Source organism: Streptomyces sp. NPDC041124 (assembly GCF_055592385.1).
Genome location: NZ_JBVIYR010000008.1, coordinates 157623 through 178870 on the forward strand (window position 1 = coordinate 157623; position 21248 = coordinate 178870).

Sequence of the window (21248 nt, forward strand, 5' to 3'; positions counted from 1 at the left end):
GAACGTGGCAGGCAAACCGGTCAGGCCCGTGAACGCCATCGACCAGACCCGGCGGATGCTGTCCCTGGTGACGTATCTGCGCGAGCGCCCCGGCGCCCGGATCGAGGACGTGGCGCGCGCGTTCGGCATCACCGAGGACGAGCTGGTCTCCGACCTCGACGTGCTGCCCATGTGCGGCACCAGCTTCCGCGGCGGTGACCTGCTCGACATCGACACCGACGGCGAGCGCATCTGGTGGCACAACCCGGCCGCCCTCGGCGCGGACGCCGCCGAGCCGCTGCGCCTCGCCGCCGACGAGGCGACCGCCCTGCTGGTCGCCGCCCGCGCGGTGGCCACGCTGCCCGGGCTGCGCGAGAGCGACCGGCAGGCGCTGCTGCGCGCGACCGCCAAGGTGGAGACCGCGGCCGGTGAGGCTGCGGGCGCCAGTTCCCGGCTGTCGGTGACCTTCGAGTCCGAGGGCGGTGTCTTCGCGGACGTCGACCGGGCCATCGCCGAGCGCCGCAGGCTGTGGATCCGCTACTACTCGCCCGCGCGCGACGAGGTCACCGAGCGGGAGATCGACCCGATCCGCCTGGTCAGCGTCGGCCACACCTATGTCGAGGCCTGGTGCCGCCGCTCCGAGGCGCGCCGCACCTTCCGCCTCGACCGGGTCGCCGAGATCAGGATCCTGGACGAGCCGTCCGCGCCGCCCGAGATAGAGCTGCGCGACCTGTCGGAAGGGCTGGTGCAGCCCGCGGCCGAGGATCCCGAGGTGGTGGTCGAGGTCGCACCGGGTGGCCGCTGGGTCGCCGAGTACTACCCGCACGACAGCGCGGATGAGCTTCCCGACGGCGGGCTCCGTATCACCTTGCGCACCCCCGACCCGGCCTCGCTCAGGCGGCTGGCCCTGCGGCTCGGCCGCGACGGCCGCATCGTCGAGCCGTCCGGGCTGGCGGAGAGCGCCCGGCAGGCGGCACGCGAGGCCCTGGCGGCGTACGACGGAGTCGAGGCCGCCGGATGAGCGGGCCGCGCCCGGCGGTGCGGGACGGGCAGGACGACAGTCAGGAGCGAGGGCTTTGAGCGAGTCGGCGACCCCTGGGGTGCGGGGCATGACGGCGGCGTCCGCGTTCGCCGGGATGAGAAGCGTGTCCCCGGTGATGTTCCGCGCGGGCTGCCCCGACTGCCGGGAGCGTTTCGAACTCGCCGCGAGCGCCCTGCGGCTGGCCATCGGGGCGAGCAGTCGCACGACCTTCTACTCCTTCACCTGCCCGCGCTGCGGGGTCGCCGTGCGCAAGCCGGCGGGGGAGCGGATCGTGGAGCTGCTGACCGGGGGCGGGGTGCGGACGCTGCGGCTGCACTCGACCGTCTAGGCTCGCCTCATGTTCTGGCCGATGTTCGCGATCGCTGTGGGGTTCCTGGGGCTGCTGGTGCTCGGGGTGCTCGCCGTCCGGGTGTTCGTCGAGGCGGAGCGGCTGGGCAGGCAGGTCGCGGACTCGGCCCGTCGGATCAGCAGGGCGGCGGAGGAACTGGAGCGGGCGGCGGACGGGGCGGCGCGGTCCGCCGAGGCACTCTGAGCGGTGGGCCGACCCGGTCGAGGCGGTGAGGCCGCCCACACCGGCGCCCGCCGGTGGCGAGGGACGGGCCGCCGTGGCCTGTCGAGCCACGGGGCGCGGCAGGTACGCTGCTGAGGCGCGGACCGGAGAACGAGGCCCGGACCCGCGGACGGGAGTACGCACGGGGATTGCCTCGCGTTCACCCCTGAGCGTTACGATCGCTGTCAGCACGATCGTTCGGACGCCTGTCCGGCCGGTCGGTCAGCACCCCCGCAGCCTCGGTGAGAAGGTAAAGACTTATGTTCGGTGGCAAGATCGGCGCTCCCGAGATCATTCTCATCCTCGTCGTCGTCATCCTGTTGTTCGGCGCGAAGAAGCTTCCGGACATGGCGCGGTCGCTCGGCAAGTCGGCCCGCATTCTCAAGAGCGAGGCCAAGGCGATGAAGGAGGACAAGTCCTCCGCCCCCGCCGACCCGCCGGCCCCCGGCGAGGAGCCCTCGGCGCAGCGCACCATCCAGGCCGCCCCTGGCGACGTGACCAGCTCCCGCCCGGTGGCGGAGCCGACGGACACGACCAAGCGCTGACGCAGGGCCGGTGAACACCGGCCCGCCGCACGAGATGGGAACGTGGGTTGCTGAAGTCTGCCCGCAAACAGGAGAAGGATCCGGAGGGGCGGATGCCCCTCGCGGAGCACCTTCGTGAGCTCCGCAACCGGCTCGCGAAGGCCCTGCTGGCCATCGTCCTGGTGACGGTCGTCGCAGCCTTCTTCTACAACGACATCATCAACTTCTTCACCGACCCGGTGCTCAAGTCCGTCGGGTGCGGCCAGTCCTTCGAGGAGCTGTCCCGTACCACGCAGGACAAGGACCAGCCGTGCGCGTTGATCACGATCAACGGCCTGCTCACACCGTTCACGCTGGCCCTGAAGGTCTCCCTGATGGCCGGCATCGTGTTCGCCGCCCCGGTCTGGCTGTACCAGCTGTGGGCCTTCGTCGCCCCCGGTCTGCACCGCCACGAGAAGAAGTACGCCTACGCGTTCGTCGCCACCGGCTTCCCGCTCTTCCTCGGCGGCGCCTACTTCGCCTACCGGGTGCTGCCGACCACCGCCAAGGTGCTGATCGAGTTCACGCCCGGCAGCGTCGACAACCTGCTGCCGCTGGACGACCTGCTCGACCTCGTCACCCGCATGGTGGTCGTCTTCGGTCTCTCCTTCGAGCTGCCGCTGCTGCTGATCATGCTCAACCTCACCGGGGCGCTGACCGGCAAGCGGATGCTCGGCTGGTGGCGCGCCATGATCATGGGCATCACGCTGTTCGCGGCCATCGCCACGCCGAGCACCGACCCGCTGACGATGATCGCGCTCGCCGGGCCGATCTGGATCCTCTACTTCACGGCGGTCTGCTTCGCCCTGCTCAACGACCGCCGCAAGCGCCGCATCGAGGCCATGGGCCCCGCCGACGACGAGGCGTCCGAGCTGGACCTGACGCCCGAGGCCATCGACCCCGTGGAACCCGTGGCCGCACTCCCCGAGCAGTCGACCAAGGACCGGGTCAACGGTTATGACGACGTGACCTGAGGATCCGCTCGCAGCTCATAGGGTCACTCCCGTGACCAGCGAGATCACCCTCTTCGTCAACCCCACCGCGGGCCGCGGCCGGGGCGCCCGCGCGGCGCTGCCGGCCGCTTCCGCGCTGCGGGACGCCGGCTTCCCGGTGCGCACCGTCCTCGGCGACGACCCCCGGGACGCCCTCGTCCGGGCGCGCGCCGCCATCGACGAGGGCACCGGTGCCCTGGTCGCCGTGGGCGGCGACGGGATGGCGAATCTCGCCCTCCAGGCCGTCGTCGGCACCGGCACCCCGTTCGGTCTCGTGGCGGCCGGAACCGGCAACGACTTCGCCCGGGCGCTCGGCATGCCGCTGAGGGAACCGGCCGCGGCCGGCCGGATGATCGCCGACGCCCTCAAGTGCGGCCGGGTCCGCGACATCGACCTCGGCCGGATCGGCGACCGCTGGTTCGGCGCCGTGCTCGCCTCCGGCTTCGACTCCCGGGTCAACGACCGCGGCAACCGGATGCGGCTGCCGCTCGGGCGCCTGAAGTACGACGTCGCCATGGTCGCCGAGCTGGCCGCCTTCCGCCCGCTGCCGTACCGGATCACCCTCGACGGCGGCGAGGTCCGCGAGGTCGAGGCGACCCTGGTGGCCGTCGGCAACGGACCGTCCTACGGCGGCGGCATGCGGATATGCCCCGGCGCGGACCTCACCGACGGGCTGTTCGACATCACGGTGGTCGGCGAGTGCAGCCGCGCCACACTGCTGCGGGTGTTCCCGAGGGTCTACGCCGGCACGCACGTCGGTCACCCCGCGGTCACCGTGCTGCGCGCCGCGAGCGTCGAGCTGGCCGCCGAGCACGTCACCGGGTACGCGGACGGGGAGCCGGTGGGGCCGCTGCCGCTGACGGCGCGGTGCGTACCGGGCGCCCTGCGGGTCGTCGGCCCCTGATCCGGCGGCCCCGTCACCCGCGGGGACGGGTCCCGATAATGATCGTCCTGTTGTCGGTGCGGCCCGGTACGCTCGAAAGCACGATGACAGAGGATCTCTCACCGGCCGAGCGGTACGCGGCAGCACGCAGGCGCGCTGCCGAGCAGGCCACGGCGCTCGCGTCCTTCCGCGAGATGTACGACTTCGGCCTCGACCCCTTCCAGATCGAGGCCTGCCAGGCGCTCGAGACGGGCAAGGGCGTGCTGGTCGCCGCGCCCACCGGCTCCGGCAAGACGATCGTGGGCGAGTTCGCCGTCCACCTCGCCCTCCAGCAGGGCAAGAAGTGCTTCTACACGACACCCATCAAGGCGCTGTCGAACCAGAAGTACGCCGACCTGTGCCGCCGCTACGGCACGGACAGGGTGGGGCTGCTCACCGGCGACAACAGCGTCAACTCCGAAGCCCCCGTGGTCGTGATGACCACCGAGGTGCTGCGGAACATGCTGTACGCCGGGTCGCAGACCCTCCTCGGCCTCGGCTACGTGGTGATGGACGAGGTGCACTACCTCTCCGACCGGTTCCGCGGCGCCGTCTGGGAGGAAGTGATCATCCACCTCCCCGAGTCGGTGACCCTGGTCTCCCTGTCGGCGACGGTGTCGAACGCGGAGGAGTTCGGTGACTGGCTGGACACCGTCCGCGGTGACACCCAGGTGATCGTCTCCGAGCACCGGCCCGTGCCCCTGTTCCAGCACGTCCTCGCCGGACGCCGGATCTACGACCTGTTCGAGGACGGCGAGGGCCACAAGAGGGCCGTCAACCCCGACCTCACGCGCATGGCGCGCCTGGAGGCGAGCCGCCCGTCCTGGGGGGACCGCCGGCGCGGGCGGGGCAATACGCGCGAGGCCGACCGGGAGCGGGAGCGCAGGCAGCGCTCGCGCGTGTGGACACCGAGCCGGCCCGAAGTCATCGAGCGGCTCGACTCCCAGGGCCTGCTGCCCGCCATCACCTTCATCTTCAGCCGCGCCGCCTGCGAGGCCGCCGTCCAGCAGTGCCTGTACGCCGGGCTGCGGCTCAACGACGAGGAGGCGCGGGCGGAGGTACGCGCCCTGGTCGAGGAGCGCACCGCCTCCATCCCGGCCGAGGACCTGCACGTCCTGGGCTACTACGAGTGGCTGGAGGGCCTGGAGCGGGGCATCGCGGCCCACCACGCGGGCATGCTGCCGACGTTCAAGGAGGTCGTGGAGGAGCTGTTCGTCCGCGGCCTGGTGAAGGCGGTGTTCGCCACCGAGACCCTCGCCCTCGGCATCAACATGCCCGCCCGCTCGGTGGTGCTGGAGAAGCTCGTCAAGTGGAACGGCGAGCAGCACGCCGACATCACCCCCGGCGAGTACACCCAGCTGACCGGCCGGGCCGGCCGGCGCGGCATCGACGTCGAGGGCCACGCGGTGGTGCTGTGGCAGCGCGGCATGAACCCCGAGCACCTCGCGGGACTGGCCGGTACGCGCACGTATCCGCTGCGCTCCAGCTTCAAGCCGTCGTACAACATGGCGGTCAACCTGGTCGAGCAGTTCGGCCGGCACCGCTCGCGCGAACTGCTCGAGACGTCCTTCGCGCAGTTCCAGGCGGACAAGTCGGTCGTCGGCATCTCGCGCCAGGTGCAGCGCAACGAGGAGGGCCTCGAGGGCTACAAGGCCTCCATGACCTGCCACCTCGGCGACTTCGAGGAGTACGCGCGACTGCGCCGCGAGCTGAAGGACCGGGAGACCGAACTGGCCCGGCAGGGCGCCTCGCAGCGCCGCGCGGAGGCCGCCGTGGCGCTGGAGAAGCTCAAGCCGGGTGACATCATCCACGTACCCACCGGCAAGTACGCGGGGCTGGCGCTCGTGCTCGATCCGGGGCTGCCCGCGGGGCGTTCGGGCGGGCACCGCGGCGTGGAGTACCACGACGGCCCGCGCCCGCTGGTGCTGACCGCCGAGCGGCAGGTCAAGCGGCTGGCGTCGATCGACTTCCCGGTGCCGGTCGAGGCGCTGGAGCGGATGCGGATCCCGAAGTCCTTCAACGCGCGTTCGCCGCAGTCCCGTCGGGAGCTCGCCTCGGCGCTGCGCACCAAGGCCGGGCACATCGCTCCGGAGCGGCACCGCAAGAAGCGGTCCCAGGCGGCCGACGACCGGGAGATCGCGAGGCTGCGCAAGGAGCTGCGGGCGCATCCGTGCCACGGCTGCCAGGACCGTGAGGACCACGCCCGCTGGGCCGAGCGGTACCACCGGCTGCTGCGCGACACCTCGCAGCTGGAGCGCCGTATCGAGGGCCGGACGAACACCATCGCCCGTACCTTCGACCGGATCGTGGCCTTGCTGACCGAGATGGACTATCTGCGCGGCGACGAGGTCACCGAGCACGGCAGGCGGCTGGCCCGGCTGTACGGCGAACTCGACCTGCTGGCCAGTGAGTGCCTGCGCGAGGGCGTCTGGGAGGGTCTCGCCCCCGCCGAACTCGCCGCGTGCGTGTCGGCGTTGGTGTTCGAGGCCCGGGTGGCCGACGACGCGATGGCGCCCAAGCTGCCCTCGGGCAGGGCCAAGGCCGCCCTCGGCGAGATGGTCCGCATCTGGGGCCGGCTGGACGCCCTGGAGGAGGACTTCCGGATCAGCCAGACCGAGGGCGTGGGCCAGCGCGAGCCCGATCTCGGTTTCGCCTGGGCCGCCTACATGTGGGCCTCGGGCAAGGGCCTGGACGAGGTGCTGCGCGAGGCGGAGATGCCGGCCGGTGACTTCGTGCGCTGGTGCAAGCAGGTCATCGACGTGCTGGGCCAGATCTCGGCCGCGGCTCCGGCCTTCGAGGGTTCGACGGTCGCGAAGAACGCGCGCAAGGCGGTCGACGGACTGCTGCGCGGCGTCGTCGCGTACTCCTCCGTGGGCTGACCCGACCGACGCCGGTGCGGAGAGCCCGGCGCCCGACCGCCCCGAAGCCCGGTGCGCCCCGTGCGCGCCGGGCTCGTGCGTTCCGCGCGCCCTCGCGGGGCGCATCATCGGCCCGGCCGACGGGCAGGATCCGGATGGCCGCGGAGCCTTCCTCACCCGTGACGGTGAGTGTTCTTCGCATGTCCGTACGCCGTGACGCAACGTGTTCGAAAAGATGCCGAGCGTGCAAATGTCCTGAGCGTACTCCCGCCGCAGAGGCCGTTTCCGGCACTTGCCGAATATGACATGGCGATGATCCGGCCGGACTAAGCTCGCCCGCAGCGCACCGAGTTGAGGTGGATTCGTGCGCTTGTTCCCCTATGTGCACGTTCCCCCGTCACCAGTCGATCCGCTCAGAGGGCTCACATGGCGAGTGTTCAACTTCCCTACGCACGTGCGTTGTTGCTACCGGCGATAGTGATGGCCGCGGCGACCGGAGCCGCCGTCGCCCTGGTGGCGGAGCCCGCCCGGACCGCCGTCGGGGTGTGCGGCGCCCTGGCGACCCTGCTCGTGACCGCCGCCACGGCGGAGGCGGTGCGCCGCGGCCGCGTGCTGCGGGAGGCCCGCGCCGAGTACGACCGTCACCGTGCGTACCTGGAGGCGCGGATCGCCGCCCACGACACGGAGACGCGGTACTTCGCCGAGCGGGTCGTCCCCGCGGCCCTCGACCACCTGCACAGCGGCAACGAGCCCGACGAGGTCATCCGCCACCTGCCCTGGCTCGACCCGGCGTGGAAGGACCTCCCGAAGTACCAGGTCGTGCTGCTCGGGAAGATGCTGCAGATCATCGACGACGAGGAGAAGCTGCGCGACTCCTCCCAGCGCTCCTTCGTCAGCATCGCCCGCCGCGTCCAGGCGATCGTGCACCAGCAGGCCAAGGAACTCCGCGAGATGGAGGAGGACCACGGCCGCAACCCCGACGTCTTCGACGACCTGCTGCGCATCGACCACGGCACCGCCCTGATCGGCCGCCTCGCCGACTCCATCTCCGTCCTCGGCGGTGGCCGCCCCGGACGACAGTGGCCCCAGCCCGTCGCGCTCTACAGCGTGCTGCGCGGCGCCATGTCCCGCATCCTCGAGTACCGCCGCATCGACCTGAAGTCGATCGCCAAGATCAACATCAAGGGCATCCACGTCGAGCCGGTCATCCACGCCGCCGCCGAACTCCTCGACAACGCCACCCGCTACTCGCCCCCGACCTCCAAGGTCAGCGTCACCGCCACCGAGGTGCAGACCGGCGTCGCCATCGAGATCGAGGACGCCGGAGTCAGCCTCGACGAGCAGGCCAGGGCCCGGATCGAGGGGATCCTGGAGCAGGCCCAGCGGGGTGTCGACCTCCAGGAGATCGGCAGCAACCCACGCCTCGGCCTCGCCGTCGTCGGCCGGCTCTGCACCGCCTTCGACATGCAGGTCTCGCTGCGTGCCTCCGCCTACGGAGGGGTGCGCGCCGTCCTCGTCGTGCCGAGCGAGATGATCACCGACGAGCCCGGTGTGGGCCTCGCCCACGGCATCGGGGCGACCGCCGTGCCCCGCCCGGTCGACGCCCTCCCCGGCCCGGAGCGCGCACCCAAGAGGCGCCGTCCCACCAGCCCCCGCATCCCCGACACGGTCCCGATAAAGGACGAAGTCCCCGAGGTGACCGAGTGGACCGCGGGCGGACTGCCGCAGCGCCGCAGCCGGGTCAAGACCCCGCTCGCCCAGCGTTACGCCGAGCAGGCGGCCGCCGAACGGGCCGAGCGGGAGGCCAAGGAGCGGGGCGAGGAGTACCACGACATCTGGGCCGCTCCCGAGCCCAGGAAGAAGCGGAACGACCGCGAACCCGGGCTGTGGGTCGACGCCTTCTGGGAGGGCCTGAAGAAGGACCTCGACCCGGGCGTCCACCCCACCGACTTCACCCGCAACCCGACCGCCTACCTGCATCTCATCAACGAACCGGCCCGCACCGAGGCCGATGACGAGGGGGACCTCAAGTGATCCAGCAACGGGCCAACTTCGACTGGATGCTCAAGGAGCTCGCCGACGGCGTACCGGGCGTCGAGATGATCGTGGTGCTCTCCGCCGACGGCCTGCGCATCGCCCGCTACGGCGGCGAGCCCGACGCCGCCGACCGGGTCGCCGCGGCCTGTGCGGGAGTACAGAGCCTCGCCGGGGCCGTCGCCCAGGAACTCCCCTACGGCGACGGCGAGATGAAGATGGTGCTCATCGAGATCGACGAGGGCTACTTCTACCTCATGGCGGCAGGCGCCAACGCCTATCTCGCGGTGCTGTCCGACATGACGTGCGAACCCGGCCGCATGGGCGGCATGATGCGCGACCTCGTGGTCCGCATCGGCGCCCATCTGACCAGCCCGCCGCGACGCAACGGGCAGACCGTATGACGCCTCCTGAACGCCACCGGCGCACCCCCCAGGACGGCGCCCCTCCGCAGCCGGCCGCACCGGCCGGGAAGGAGGGCCCGGGCGGCAACCCCGAGCGGCTGTACGTGGTCGCCGGTCCGGACGGCGAGCGGGCGGAACTCGACCTGGTGACGCTGATCGTCGCCCGCTCGCCGGACCCCCCGCCCTCCGCCACCCCCGAGCAGGCGGCGTTGCTCCGGCTCTGCGTCGCCCCCCTGTCCGTGGCCGAACTGTCGGCCTACCTCAGCCTGCCGTTCGGCGTGGTGACCGTGCTGCTCACCGAGCTGCTGACGGCGGAACTGGTCCAGGCACGCTCCTCGATCGTCCGCAAGGCGCTCCCCGACCGTGCCCTTCTCGAAGCGGTGATGCATGGACTTCAAAGGCTCTGAGACCCTGCCCGGACCCCGGGCCGAGGACCAGTTGCCGCACACGGCCGAGACCGCGGTGAAAATCGTCATCGTGGGCGGATTCGGGGTCGGCAAGACGACCATGGTCGGCTCGGTCAGCGAGATCAAACCGCTGACCACCGAGGAGACCATGACGCAGGCCGGCATCGGGGTCGACGACGACTTCGGCTCGGCGTCCAAGACGGCCACCACCGTGGCCATGGACTTCGGCCGCATCAAGATCACGGACCAGCTGGTGCTGTACCTGTTCGGCACCCCGGGCCAGGAGCGCTTCTGGTTCCTGTGGAACGGCCTGTTCGAGGGGGCGCTCGGCGCGGTGGTCCTGGTCGACACCCGTCGCCTCGAAGTCAGTTTCGACGTCATGGGGCGCCTGGAGGAACGCGGCGTGCCGTTCGTCGTCGCCGTCAACTCCTTCCCGGACGGCCCGCGATATCCCATCGAAGACCTGCGGTCCGCCCTCGACCTGTCCGAGCGGATCCCCATCGTGGAGTGCGATGTGCGGCGCCGCGCCTCCAGCCGTGACGTCCTGATGACCCTGATGCGGTTCCTGCACTCCCTCGCCATGACGGGCTCGCGCACCTGATCCCCGGGACCCGTTCCCCCACCCCAGCCTCCTGTTCTCCCTCTTCGGAGCGACCACTGTGACGTCTGAACCCCCCTCCCCGACGGGAGCATCCCCGACCGGCACGGACGGCTCCCGGCCCGAGCCTCCCCCCGGCTGTCCCGCGCACGGCCCGGGCCCCGGCGGGCTCGCCCGGCTGCACGAGTCGGAGGACCTGCGGAGTTTGTACGAGGACCTGCGCGCCGAACACGGGCCGGTGGCGCCCGCCCTCCTCCACGACGACGTGCCGATGTGGGTGGTCCTCGGCCACGCCGAGAGCCAGCAGCTGGTGCGCACCCCGGCGCAGTACTGCAAGGACAGCCGCATCTGGTCCCCGCTCCGTGAGGGCCTGGTCAAGCCCGACCATCCGCTGATGCCGCACATCGCCTGGCAGCCGATGTGCGCGCACGCCGAGGGCGACGAGCACAAGCGGTTGCGCGGCGCCATCGACACCGCCGTGGCGGCGACCGACTTCCGCGGCCTGCGCCGGCACGTCAACCGCAGCGTCCAGCGGGTCGTCAACCGGTTCTGCGAGGCGGGCGAGGCCGACCTGGTGAGCCAGTACGCCGAGCACCTGCCGATGGCCGTCATGTGTCACGTCCTCGGCATGCCCGACGAGTACAACGACCGGATCGTCGAGGCCGCCCGCGACATGCTCAGGGGCACCGAGACCGCCATCGCCAGCAACGCGTACATCATGGGGGCACTGGAACGCCTCACCGCCCGGCGCCGTGCCGAGCCACTGGGCGACTTCACCGGCCGGCTCATCGCCCACCCGGCCGGCCTGACCGACGAGGAGGTCAGCCAGCACCTCAGAGTGGTGCTGATCGCCGCCTGCGAGGCCACCGCCAACCTCCTGGCCAACGTGCTGCGCCAGGTGCTGATCGACCCGCGCTTCCGCTCGCAGCTCAACGGCGGCCAGATGACCGTGCCCCAAGCGGTGGAGCAACTGCTGTGGGACGAGCCGCCGTTCAGCACCATCTTCGCCTACTTCGCCAAGCAGGAGACGGAGCTCGGCGGTCGGCGCATCCGCAAGGGAGACGGACTGCTGTTCGCGCCCGCGCCGGCCAACGTCGATCCACGGGTGCGCCCCGACCCGACCGCCGACATGCAGGGCAACCGCTCGCACCTCGCCTTCGGCGGCGGCCCGCACGAGTGCCCCGGCCAGGACATCGGCCGCACCATCGCCGAAGTCGGCGTCGACGCCCTGCTGATGCGGCTGCCCGATGTGGAGCTCAGCGTCGACGAGGAGGAGCTGTCCTTCACCGAGTCCATCGCGTCACGCCATCTCGTGGCGCTGCCCGTCCACTTCACGCCCCGGCCGCAGCAGGACGTGACGCAACGGCCCAGTCATGACAACGACGCGCCCCGGCAGCGGGACTGGCACATCGGCGGGGCCCGGCCGATGACGGTGACGGTCGCCGAGCCGGAGCCGGCCACGCCGCGCGTCGCGCCGCCCGTACCGGTGCCGCCGCCCCCGCCGGTGACCGGAACCGCCCCGCCGGGGAGCGCGTGGCAGCGCGTCCTGCGCTGGTGGCGCGGCTACTGACCGGCCGCCCACTCTTCCGGCGAGGTCCAGGCGGCGAGGCTCCGGCCGCTGGTGAACCGGTGCTCCAGGCCCGTGATCGGGTCAGTGAACTCCAGTGTCCGTGCGAGGAGTTGCAGCGGGCGCCGGAAGTCACCGGCCGGGACCGGGCCGGTCACCACGGGGTACAGCGGATCGCCGAGGATCGGCACCCCGAGAGCGTTCATGTGGACGCGCAGCTGGTGGGTCTGCCCGGTGCGGGGCACCAGCCGGTACCGGCCCAGACCGTCGGCGCGGTGGGCGGTGAGTTCGACGCGGGTCACCGCGTTCGGTTCGCCCGCGACCTCCTCGGCGGTGAGCACCCCGCGTTCCTTCACGATCCTGCTGCGCACGGTCCGGGGCACTTCCAGTGCCGGGTCGTACGGGGCGACGGCCTCGTACTCCTTGTGCACCCGCCGGTCGCGGAAGAGCGTCTGGTAGGCGCCGCGTTCCGCGGGCCGCACCGTGAACAGCACCAGGCCCGCGGTGAGCCGGTCGAGGCGGTGCGCGGCGCCCAGCTCCGGGACGCCCAGCTCACGGCGGAGCCGGGCGAGCGCGGTCTGGGCGACATGGCTGCCGCGCGGGGTGGTGGCCAGGAAGTGGGGCTTGTCGGCGACGACGATGTGCTCGTCCCGGTGGACGACCTCCAGCGGGAACGGCACCGGCACCTCGTCGGGCAGCTCCCGGTGGAACCAGAGGAACATCCCGGGCACGTACGGCGTCCCGGCCGGTACGGGACGCCCGTCCGCACCGACGATCAGCCCCGCGGCGAACATCCCGTCGACCATGCCGGGACCGGCCGTCAGCCGCTGCACCAGGTGCTCCCTCACGGTGGCCCACTCCTCCCCGGCGGGCAGCCGCACCCGCACGGGGTCCACCCCGTCACGCTGCGGCAGCGGAGAGGGCGGCACCGACCGTCTGCGTCTCACACCGGCCAAGCCTACGGCCGCCCGGCGACCACTTGGCCGCGGCCCGGGCACGGCCGCGGTCACCGGGCCGGGGCGCCGCTGCTGCCCGTGCCCGTGCAGCGGCGCACGGTCCACTGGGGCCCGGGGGGAGGATCTGGATACGGCGCGGACGGCCGGCGTGCGCAGCGGTGCCTCGGCAGGGAGGCCCGTGGGCGTGCGGACCCGTGCGCCGGTGGGCCCGGTCTGCACCGGCGGCGGGTTTCGGTGCGCCTGGCTGTCGGAGCGGCGCCCAGCGGGTCTCGGCCCGCTACCCGAGCGCCGGTCTTCCGCCGGGCAGGATCGGGGGGCAGCGCCCGTGCCGCCGGACCCTCGACGGGTCCGGCCGCGGCGGCCGTGCCGGGGGCCCGCGGGGGCGGTTCGACGCCCGGACACGGTCCCCGGCCCGAGGCGGGGTGCATGAAGGCCCGGGTCCGCCAGTGCCCGGGGCCCACCGTCACTCAGCCGCCCGGCTCCTCGGGGTGTACCGCCCGGGTCAGTTCCGCCTCGATCTCGAGGAGCGGCCGGCCCTCGGCCCGGGCGTAGTCGGTCACCGCGACGCGGACGTCGCGGGCGAGGTCGCGCCACGCCCGCCAGGCCGTCTCCCAGGTCGCGCGCTGGTGTGCGCTCCACCGGGCGCGAGTGCGCGGGTCGTAGGCCTCCCGCAGTTGCCGTACCCGGTCGTGTGCCTCGTCCGCCGCGCGCTGCTTGGCCACGAGTTCGTCGAAGGTGTGTGCCACGCGCCCGGATCCTGGGCCAGCGGCCCGCCCCCGCCCGGTCGCCACGCCGCCCGGAGCCGGGCGGCGCGGCGCGGTTCACCCGGCCGGAGGGTCAGGCGGAGGCCCGGGCGCTTTCCTGCTCCGCCTCGATCCGTGCGTTCCAGTCCCGCTTGGAGGCCTGCCAGCCGTCCTCGTTGTGACCGAGCCGCCAGTACCCGGAGATCGAGAGGTCCTCGCGCGCGATCCCCCGCTCCACCCGCAGCAGCCCGCGCAGCTCCTTCACGAAGTGCGCCTCACCGTGCACGAAGGCGTGCACCCGGCCCTCGGGGAAGTCGAGGCCGCGCACCGCCTCCACCAGAGCCTCGCCGACCCGGCGGCCGCCGCGGTGCAGCCACCGCACCTCCACCTCGGAGTCGATCTTCTGCTCCTCCTGCGGACCGGAGACCTCCACGAAGGCGTAGGCCCTGGCCCCGCGCGGCAGCGCCTCCAGGGAGCGGGCGATCGCGGGCAGCGCGCTCTCGTCACCGGCGAGGAGATGCCAGTCGGCGGCCGGATCCGGGGCGTAGGCTCCGCCCGGGCCGAGGAACCGTACGAGCTCGCCCGGCCGGACGGCCGTCGCCCAGGGGCCGGCCAGTCCCGTGTCCCCGTGGACGACGAAGTCCAGGGTGATCTCCCGGTGCTCGGCGTCCCACTGGCGCACGGTGTAGGTGCGGGTCACCGGCCACTGGTCGCGCGGGAACTCCTCGCGGATGCGCTCGAGGTCGAAGGGCTCCGGGTAGGTCACCCCCGCGGGCGGGAAGAGCAGCTTGACGTAGTGATCGGTGCAGGTGTCCGCCACGAGGCCGGCGAGGCCCTCACCGCCGAGCACCACGCGCTGCATGTGCGGGGTCAGCCGCTCGGTGCGGATCACCTCGGCGGTGTGCGGGGTGCGCGCCGCGCGTACCGGTCGCTCTGCCATGAGGTGCCTCCCAGCTTTCACGGTTAGGGTTACCTAAGTTAGCACCTTGATCCGGTCGATGGGCCGTCCCGCGGCGTCGGCCCTCAGGACGACAGCGTCGTCAGGAGCCGCTCCAGCGAGCCGCCCAGCCCCCAGCGGGCGGCCAGCGACTCCACTCCGGCCGGGTCGCGCGGCGTGCGCGGCAGCGTCGTGCCGACGTCCGGCAGCGGGACGTCGTCCGCGACCCGGACGACCTTGGGAGCGACCGCGAGATACGGCCGCGCCGCGTCCAGGCGCCCCCGCTGCGTCGGTGTGAGCTTGGCCCGCGGGTCGTCCACGGCCGCCAGGATCCCGGCCAGGTCGCCGAAATGGGCCAGCAGTTTGGCCGCCGTCTTCTCCCCGACGCCCGGCACGCCCGGCAGTCCGTCGCTCGGATCACCGCGCAGCAGCGCCAGGTCCGCGTACCCCTTGCCGTCCACCCCATACTTCTCGCGCAGCGTCGCCTCGTCGGTGACCTGGAGGGTGCCCACGCCCTTCAGCGGATACAGCACCCGCACCCCGCGCGCGTCGTCCACCAGCTGGTACAGATCACGGTCGCCGGTGACGATGTCGACCGGCCCGGCGGCCCGGGCGGTGAACGTGCCGATCACGTCGTCCGCCTCGTACCCCGCGACGCCCACCCGCGCGATGCCGACCGCGTCGAGCACCGCCTCGATGACCGGCACCTGCGGCGACAGCGTGTCGGGCACCTCTTCCTCGTCCGGGCCCTGTGCGCGCTCCTCGGCGACCCGGTGCGCCTTGTAGGAGGGGATCAGCTCCACCCGCCACTGCGGACGCCAGTCGGCGTCCATGCAGGCCACCAGGTGGTCGGGATGGTGGTCCCTCACCAGGCGGTCGATGAAGTCGAGCAGCCCGCGCACGGCGTTCACCGGCGAGCCGTCCGGAGCCCGGACGGACTCCGGGACGCCGAAGAAGGCGCGGAAGTACAGGGAAGCGGTGTCGAGAAGCATCAGTCGTCCGGTCACGTCCCGCATCATGCCGCACGGCACCGACACTGCCCGGCAGAAGACGTCCTGCCGCGTAGTGCGCAACGGGTTGCGTCCTGCGCTCCATGTGTGAGGCGGCGCACGGAAGCGTTTGTCCCGGACCAAAGCGGGGAGGCGCGGGCCCGGAGCGATGTCGGTGACAGATTCAACTGTTGTGGGCCGCATGAGCCGCCCGCCGGACATCGCTCCTGTCCTTTGCCGTCGAGACAAGAGGTACGCGTGTCATCCAGGCTTGAGGCCGAGCATCTGTTCAAGGTGTTCGGCAGACGACCGGACCAGGCGGTCGAACGACTGCGCCAGAAGAAGGCCGACCGGGAGGAGTTGCGCGCCGACGGCGTCACCGCGGCCGTCATCGACGCCTCGTTCACGGTGGAGCCGGGCGAGATCTTCGTCGTCATGGGCCTGTCCGGCTCGGGCAAGTCCACCCTGCTGCGGATGCTGAACGGTCTGCTGGAGCCGACCGCCGGGCACGTGCGCTTCGACGGTCAGGACCTGACCGCGCTGCCGGACCGGGAACTGCGCCAGGTCCGCTCCAGGAAGATCAGCATGGTCTTCCAGCACTTCGCGCTGTTCCCGCACCGCAGTGTCCGCGACAACGCTGCCTACGGTCTTGAAGTGCAGGGCGTGCCCCGCGCCGAGCGCGAACGCCGCGCCGACGAGGCGCTCGCCCTGTGTGGCCTGGCCGGCTGGGAGAAGTCGTGGCCCGACGAGCTGTCCGGCGGCATGCAGCAGCGCGTGGGCCTGGCCCGCGCCCTCGCCACCGACGCCGACCTGCTGCTGATGGACGAGTCCTTCAGCGCCCTCGACCCGCTGATCCGCCGCGACATGCAGGACCAGCTGATCGAACTGCAGAAGAAGCTGAAGAAGACGATCGTCTTCATCACCCACGACCTCAACGAGGCCATGCGCCTGGGCGACCGGATCGCGGTGATGCGTGACGGCCGCATCGTGCAGATCGGCACCGCGCAGGACATCCTGATCCGCCCCGCCAACGACTACGTCGCCTCCTTCACCCAGGACGTCGACCGCTCCCGCGTGCTCACCGCCGGGGCCGTGATGGAGCGCGAGGTGCGGGGGGACGAGGCCGACTGCGGCTGCGAGACCGCCGCGCCCGACACACCGTTCACCGACCTGTGCGCGATCAGCGCGCGCGTCCCCCACCCCGTGGCGGTGCTCGACGGGGACAACGCGCTCGTCGGCGTCGTGCCCCGGCAGCGCCTCGTCGGATTCCTCGGCGACGAGGAGTCCGACCCGGGCGTCTGCGACACCCCGCGGGACAAGGGCGGCGAGAAGGTGATGGCCCGTGCCTAGGATTCCGCTCGGCGACTGGGTCAACAGCACCGTCGACTGGCTGCTCGACAACGTCACCTGGCTGTTCGACTTCTTCAAGGCCGTCTTCACCGGCGCCTACGACGGGGTCAACGCCGTCCTCCAGGCGCCCGAACCGCTGATCCTCTGCGGCATCTTCGCGCTGATCGCCTTCTGGCTGCGCGGCACCTTCGCCGGTGTCCTCACCTTCGTGGGCTTCGCCTTCCTCGACTCCATGGAGCTGTGGGAGGACTCGATGGTGACGCTGGCCCTGGTCGTCGTCGCCACCGTCATCGCCCTGGTCATCTCGGTGCCGGTGGGCATCTGGGCCGCCCGCTCCGACCGGGTCAGCGCCTTCGTCCGGCCGATCCTCGACTTCATGCAGACGCTGCCGGCGATGATCTACCTCATCCCGGCGATCCTGTTCTTCGGGACCGGCCCCGCCCCGGGCATCGTCGCCACCCTGATCTTCGCACTCGCCCCGGGCGTGCGCATGACCGAGCTGGGCATCCGCCAGGTCGACAAGGAACTGGTCGAGGCCGCCGAGGCGTTCGGCACCACACCCCGCAACACCCTGATGCGCGTCCAGCTCCCGCTGGCACTGCCCACGGTGATGGCGGGCGTCAACCAGGTCATCATGCTCGGCCTGTCCATGGCGGCCATCGCCGGCATGGTCGGCACCGGCGGCCTCGGCGGCGCCGTCATCGAGGCCATCGGCCAGCTGAACATCGGCCTGGGCGCCGAGTCCGGTCTCGCCATCGTCATCCTGGCGATCTACCTGGACCGCATGACCAGCGCCCTGGGCACCCACGTCTCCCCGCTCGGCCGGCGCGCCGCGGCCAAGGCCCGGGCCGCGCAGGGACTGAAGATCTGGTCCTACCGGCCCCGTCCGCAGGTCGCCGTGATCGGCATCGTCGTCCTCGCCCTGGTCGCCGGCGGCATGGGCCTGTTCGGCGGCGGCGCCGGCTCCGCCGGGACCACCGCCGACGACAAGAACGTCGGCGACGGCAAGAAGATCAGCATCGGCTACATCCCCTGGGACGAGGGCGTCGCGTCCACCTTCCTGTGGAAGGAGATCCTCGAGCAGCGCGGCTTCGAGGTCGAGGCCAAGCAGCTCGACGCCGGGCCGCTCTACACCGCGCTCGCCCAGGGTGACGTCGACTTCCAGACCGATGCCTGGCTGCCCACCACGCACGCGGAGTACTGGAAGAAGTACGGCAAGCAGCTCGAAGACCTCGGCACCTGGTACGAGGAGACGACGCTGGAGCTGTCCGTCCCGGCGTACATGGAGGACATCGACTCGCTGGAGGACCTGAAGGGCAAGGCCTCCGCCTTCGGCGGGAAGATCACCGGCATCGAGTCCAGCGCCGGCATGATGGGCCTGCTGAAGAGCAAGGTCCTGGGCGACTACGGCCTGGACAAGGAGTACAAGGTCGTCGACAGCTCCACCCCGGCGATGCTGGCCGAGCTCAAGCGCGCCTACAGCAAGAAGGAACCGGTCGTCGTCACGCTCTGGTCGCCGCACTGGGCGTACAGCGACTACGACCTGAAGAAGCTGAAGGACCCCAAGGGCTCCTGGGGCGAGGGCGACGCCGTGCACCTGGTGTCCCGCAAGGGCTTCGCCGGTGAGAACCCGGTCGTCGGCCAGTGGCTGAAGGACTTCTCGATGACCGAGAAGGAACTCACCGGCCTGGAGGCCGAGATCAACAAGGCCGGCAAGGGCCGGCAGCAGGACGCGGTCCGCGCCTGGCTCAAGGAGAACCCCGGCGTCGTCGACAAGCTGGCTCCGGTCGGCTCCGGCTCCGGCGACACCCCCGCCGAGGCGAAGCGGACCCTGGACGTGGCGTGGTTCCCCTGGGAGGAGGACGTCGCCATCACCTACCTGTGGAAGAACGTCCTGGAACGGCGCGGCTACAAGCTGAACCTGAAGCAGATGGAGGTCGGCCCGGTCTACACCGGCCTCGCCTCCGGGGACCTCGACCTCAACTTCGACGCCTGGCTCCCGCACTCGCAGAAGAACTTCTACGAGCCGAACAAGGACAGGCTCACCGACCTCGGCACGTGGTACGAACCGGTCTCCCTGGAGATCTCCGTCCCCTCCTACGTCAAGGACGTCAAGTCCCTGGCGGACCTCAAGGGGAAGTCCGACCTGTTCGACGGACGGATCGTCGGCATCGAACCGGGCACCGGCCAGATGGACATCCTGAAGAACAAGGTCCTGCCGGCCTACGGCCTGGACAAGGAGTACGAGGTCGTCGACGGCTCCTCGCCGGCGATGCTGGCCGAGCTCAAGCGGGCCTACGCCAAGAAGGAGCCCGTCGCGGTCACCCTCTGGTCGCCGCACTGGTCGTACAGCGAGTACGAGCTGACCAAGCTCGAGGACCCGAAGCGCGCCTGGGGCGAGAGCAACACCATCCACACCATCGCGAGCAAGAAGTTCCCCGAGCAGTACCCCCTGCTCACGCAGTGGATCAAGGGCTTCACGATGAGCGAGGACGAGCTCGGCACCCTGGAGAAGGAGATCAAGGACCGAGGCCAGGGCAAGGAGGAGGAAGCCGTCGCAGCCTGGCTCGAGGAGCACCCGGACATCGTGGGGCGGATGACCCCGCAGTAGGCGACCGCGCCGCGGGAAACCGTTCCCGCGGCCGCCCGCCGTCCCGGCCGCGCCGTCAGGGGCGGGCCCGGACCCGCACCTGACGGCGCGGCCGGGCCCGCCCCTCCGGCATGTCCGGACCCTGCCGCACCCACGGTAGGAATCCGGCCAACCGCGGAGAGTGATGTCCTCCCCGAACCTTTCGGACCCTCCTGGTGACCTTCCGCCGGGCCCGGGTGACAATGGCGGGAACACCGCCTTTTTCGTCCACGCGGGGGACCGAGGGGGCCGCCGGGTGGCTGGCGCGAACTGTGAGGTCGGCACCGGCCGCGCGGGACGGCGACGCGACAGGCGCCTGAAACGGTTTGCCGAACATGCGTAGGGTGCAGACAACTCAACGGCAGGAGTGCGCCGCGACGGTGGCGCACGGGGTGCGGGACGATCGGCGAGGAGGGAGCCGGAGCGATGGGCGACCACAAAGAACAGCCTCTGCGGGTGGGCGCGGCCGTACGGCGCCGCCGCCGCACCCTTGAGCTCACCCTCGCCGTCGTGGCCGAGCGCAGCGGCCTGTCGGTCCCGTTCCTGAGCCAGATCGAGAACGAGCGGGCCCGTCCCAGCCAGAGCTCCCTGGAGAAGGTCGCCGACGCCCTGCGCACCACCGCGGTGGAACTCCTCGCCGCCGCCGACCCGGCCTGCAGCGTGGACGTCGTCCGCGCCGAGGGCGCCGCCCCGTGGGTGGAGCCCCGGGTGCGTTCCCTGGTGCGCGGTCACCATCAGATGCACGCCTCGGAGTTCACCGGCGACCACGACGCGGGCCGTGAACTGCAGTACCGCAACGACCAGTTGATGTACGTGGCCGACGGCGCCGTCGAGATCGAGGCGGAGGGCCGCGCCTACCGCCTCGGCCGGGGCGACACCCTGTACCTGACCGGAGGCGTCCGGCACCGCTGGCGGGCCACGGTCCCGGAGACCCGGCTGCTGGTCGTCGCGGTCGCCGAGGACATCGAGGCGCTGCGGGACAAGCCGCAGCGGTGAGCCGTCCCCGGGTCGTCTCCCTGGTCCCCTCGCTCACGGAGGCGGTGGCGCACTCCGCCCCCGGCTGCCTGGTCGGCGCCACCGACTGGTGCACACACCCGGCCGGACTGGACGTCGTACGCGTCGGCGGCACGAAGAACCCGCAGGTGGACCGGATCGCCGCCCTCGCCCCCGACCTGGTGATCGCCAACGAGGAGGAGAACCGCGAGCCCGACCTGGCGGCCCTGCGGGCGGCCGGCCTCGACGTGCTGGTGACGGAGGTGCGGACGCTGCCGGGGGCCTTCGGCGAGCTGGACCGGGTGCTCACCGCGTGCGGGGTCACGGCACGCCCCCGGTGGCTCGACGAGGCCGAGACCGCCTGGGACGCCCTGCCCCCGCCCCGCACGCACCTGACGGCGGTCGTGCCGATCTGGCGGCGCCCCTGGATGGTGCTGGGCCGGGACACCTTCGCCGGTGACCTGCTCGCCCGGCTGGGCGTCCGCCACGTCCACGCCACCCACCCCGAGCGCTACCCGCGCATCCCGCTCGACGAACTGCGCGCCGTACGGCCGGACCTCGTCGTGCTCCCGGACGAGCCGTACCGCTTCACCGCCGACGACGGCCCCGAGGCCTTCCCCCAACTGCGCTGCGCGCTGGTCGGCGGCCGGCACCTCACCTGGTACGGACCGTCGCTGGCCGAGGCGCCGACCGCACTGGCCAAGGCCCTGAAAGCGGCGCACAGCCCATAAGCTG

At 71.8% G+C, this 21248-nt stretch carries 20 protein-coding genes; 16 read left to right on the forward strand and 4 right to left on the reverse strand.

Annotated elements, in window-relative coordinates:
- Positions 1-4 precede the first annotated feature (4 nt).
- The 12 genes from ACZ6A9_RS22585 to ACZ6A9_RS22640 all read left to right on the forward strand — a co-directional run bounded on the left by ACZ6A9_RS22585 (position 5) and on the right by ACZ6A9_RS22640 (position 11919).
- Positions 5-1000, forward strand: coding sequence for a helix-turn-helix transcriptional regulator (locus ACZ6A9_RS22585; RefSeq protein ID WP_468988030.1), 996 nt, complete (start codon positions 5-7; stop codon positions 998-1000).
- Positions 1001-1088: 88 nt separating this feature from the next.
- The gene (locus ACZ6A9_RS22590) at positions 1089-1349 is read left to right on the forward strand and encodes a hypothetical protein (protein ID WP_468988031.1); all 261 of its coding nucleotides are present in this window, start codon (positions 1089-1091) and stop codon (positions 1347-1349) included.
- A 9-nt stretch (positions 1350-1358) separates the two neighbouring features.
- The gene (locus tag ACZ6A9_RS22595) at positions 1359-1553 is read left to right on the forward strand and encodes a hypothetical protein (RefSeq protein WP_468988033.1); all 195 of its coding nucleotides are present in this window, start codon (positions 1359-1361) and stop codon (positions 1551-1553) included.
- A 278-nt stretch (positions 1554-1831) separates the two neighbouring features.
- A complete protein-coding gene (gene tatA, locus ACZ6A9_RS22600) occupies positions 1832-2116 on the forward strand; it encodes a Sec-independent protein translocase subunit TatA (RefSeq protein WP_190099433.1) in 285 nt (94 codons plus the stop codon).
- 47 nt (positions 2117-2163) lie between these two features.
- Positions 2164-3108, forward strand: a complete 945-nt coding sequence (tatC, locus tag ACZ6A9_RS22605) for a twin-arginine translocase subunit TatC (protein ID WP_468988035.1) — start codon at positions 2164-2166, stop codon at positions 3106-3108.
- A gap of 31 nt (positions 3109-3139) precedes the next feature.
- Positions 3140-4030, forward strand: a complete 891-nt coding sequence (locus ACZ6A9_RS22610; RefSeq protein ID WP_468988038.1) for a diacylglycerol kinase — start codon at positions 3140-3142, stop codon at positions 4028-4030.
- A 38-nt stretch (positions 4031-4068) separates the two neighbouring features.
- Complete coding sequence (locus ACZ6A9_RS22615; RefSeq protein WP_468988041.1) at positions 4069-6927, forward strand: DEAD/DEAH box helicase; 2859 nt, start codon at positions 4069-4071, stop codon at positions 6925-6927.
- A 459-nt stretch (positions 6928-7386) separates the two neighbouring features.
- Positions 7387-8940, forward strand: a complete 1554-nt coding sequence (locus tag ACZ6A9_RS22620) for a sensor histidine kinase (protein WP_468988042.1) — start codon at positions 7387-7389, stop codon at positions 8938-8940.
- Positions 8937-9344: a roadblock/LC7 domain-containing protein gene (locus ACZ6A9_RS22625; protein ID WP_468988044.1), complete on the forward strand. Its 408-nt coding sequence runs from the start codon at positions 8937-8939 to the stop codon at positions 9342-9344. Before ACZ6A9_RS22620 ends, ACZ6A9_RS22625 begins: the two co-directional genes overlap by 4 nt.
- Entirely contained in the window at positions 9341-9751 is a 411-nt protein-coding gene (locus ACZ6A9_RS22630; RefSeq protein ID WP_468988045.1) for a DUF742 domain-containing protein, read from the forward strand. The genes ACZ6A9_RS22625 and ACZ6A9_RS22630 overlap by 4 nt, the downstream gene beginning before the upstream one ends.
- Positions 9732-10352 carry a GTP-binding protein gene (locus tag ACZ6A9_RS22635; protein ID WP_468988046.1) on the forward strand — a complete coding sequence of 207 codons (621 nt, stop codon included), beginning with the start codon at positions 9732-9734 and terminating at the stop codon, positions 10350-10352. Before ACZ6A9_RS22630 ends, ACZ6A9_RS22635 begins: the two co-directional genes overlap by 20 nt.
- Positions 10353-10410: 58 nt before the next feature.
- Positions 10411-11919, forward strand: a complete 1509-nt coding sequence (locus ACZ6A9_RS22640) for a cytochrome P450 (protein ID WP_468988049.1) — start codon at positions 10411-10413, stop codon at positions 11917-11919.
- Here the strand turns inward: ACZ6A9_RS22640 and ACZ6A9_RS22645 are convergent.
- From ACZ6A9_RS22645 to ACZ6A9_RS22660, 4 genes are all read right to left on the reverse strand, one after another.
- Positions 11913-12863: an RluA family pseudouridine synthase gene (locus ACZ6A9_RS22645; protein ID WP_468988051.1), complete on the reverse strand. Its 951-nt coding sequence runs from the start codon at positions 12861-12863 to the stop codon at positions 11913-11915. The genes ACZ6A9_RS22640 and ACZ6A9_RS22645 overlap by 7 nt on opposite strands.
- Before the next feature lie 476 nt (positions 12864-13339).
- Positions 13340-13618, reverse strand: a complete 279-nt coding sequence (locus ACZ6A9_RS22650) for a hypothetical protein (protein WP_468988053.1) — start codon at positions 13616-13618, stop codon at positions 13340-13342.
- A 91-nt stretch (positions 13619-13709) separates the two neighbouring features.
- On the reverse strand, positions 13710-14555 hold the full coding sequence (locus tag ACZ6A9_RS22655) for a siderophore-interacting protein (RefSeq protein ID WP_468988056.1): 846 nt from the start codon (positions 14553-14555) through the stop codon (positions 13710-13712).
- Positions 14556-14638: 83 nt separating this feature from the next.
- Positions 14639-15544 carry a 5'-3' exonuclease gene (locus ACZ6A9_RS22660; RefSeq protein WP_468988655.1) on the reverse strand — a complete coding sequence of 302 codons (906 nt, stop codon included), beginning with the start codon at positions 15542-15544 and terminating at the stop codon, positions 14639-14641.
- A gap of 255 nt (positions 15545-15799) precedes the next feature.
- On the opposite strand from ACZ6A9_RS22660, the gene ACZ6A9_RS22665 reads away from it, so the two are divergent.
- The 4 genes from ACZ6A9_RS22665 to ACZ6A9_RS22680 all read left to right on the forward strand — a co-directional run bounded on the left by ACZ6A9_RS22665 (position 15800) and on the right by ACZ6A9_RS22680 (position 21244).
- Positions 15800-16891, forward strand: a complete 1092-nt coding sequence (locus ACZ6A9_RS22665) for a quaternary amine ABC transporter ATP-binding protein (RefSeq protein WP_468988060.1) — start codon at positions 15800-15802, stop codon at positions 16889-16891.
- Complete coding sequence (locus ACZ6A9_RS22670; RefSeq protein WP_468988062.1) at positions 16884-19502, forward strand: ABC transporter permease/substrate binding protein; 2619 nt, start codon at positions 16884-16886, stop codon at positions 19500-19502. Before ACZ6A9_RS22665 ends, ACZ6A9_RS22670 begins: the two co-directional genes overlap by 8 nt.
- Positions 19503-19946: 444 nt before the next feature.
- Positions 19947-20516, forward strand: coding sequence for a helix-turn-helix domain-containing protein (locus ACZ6A9_RS22675; RefSeq protein ID WP_468988064.1), 570 nt, complete (start codon positions 19947-19949; stop codon positions 20514-20516).
- Positions 20513-21244, forward strand: a complete 732-nt coding sequence (locus tag ACZ6A9_RS22680) for a helical backbone metal receptor (RefSeq protein ID WP_468988066.1) — start codon at positions 20513-20515, stop codon at positions 21242-21244. Before ACZ6A9_RS22675 ends, ACZ6A9_RS22680 begins: the two co-directional genes overlap by 4 nt.
- Positions 21245-21248 lie beyond the last annotated feature (4 nt).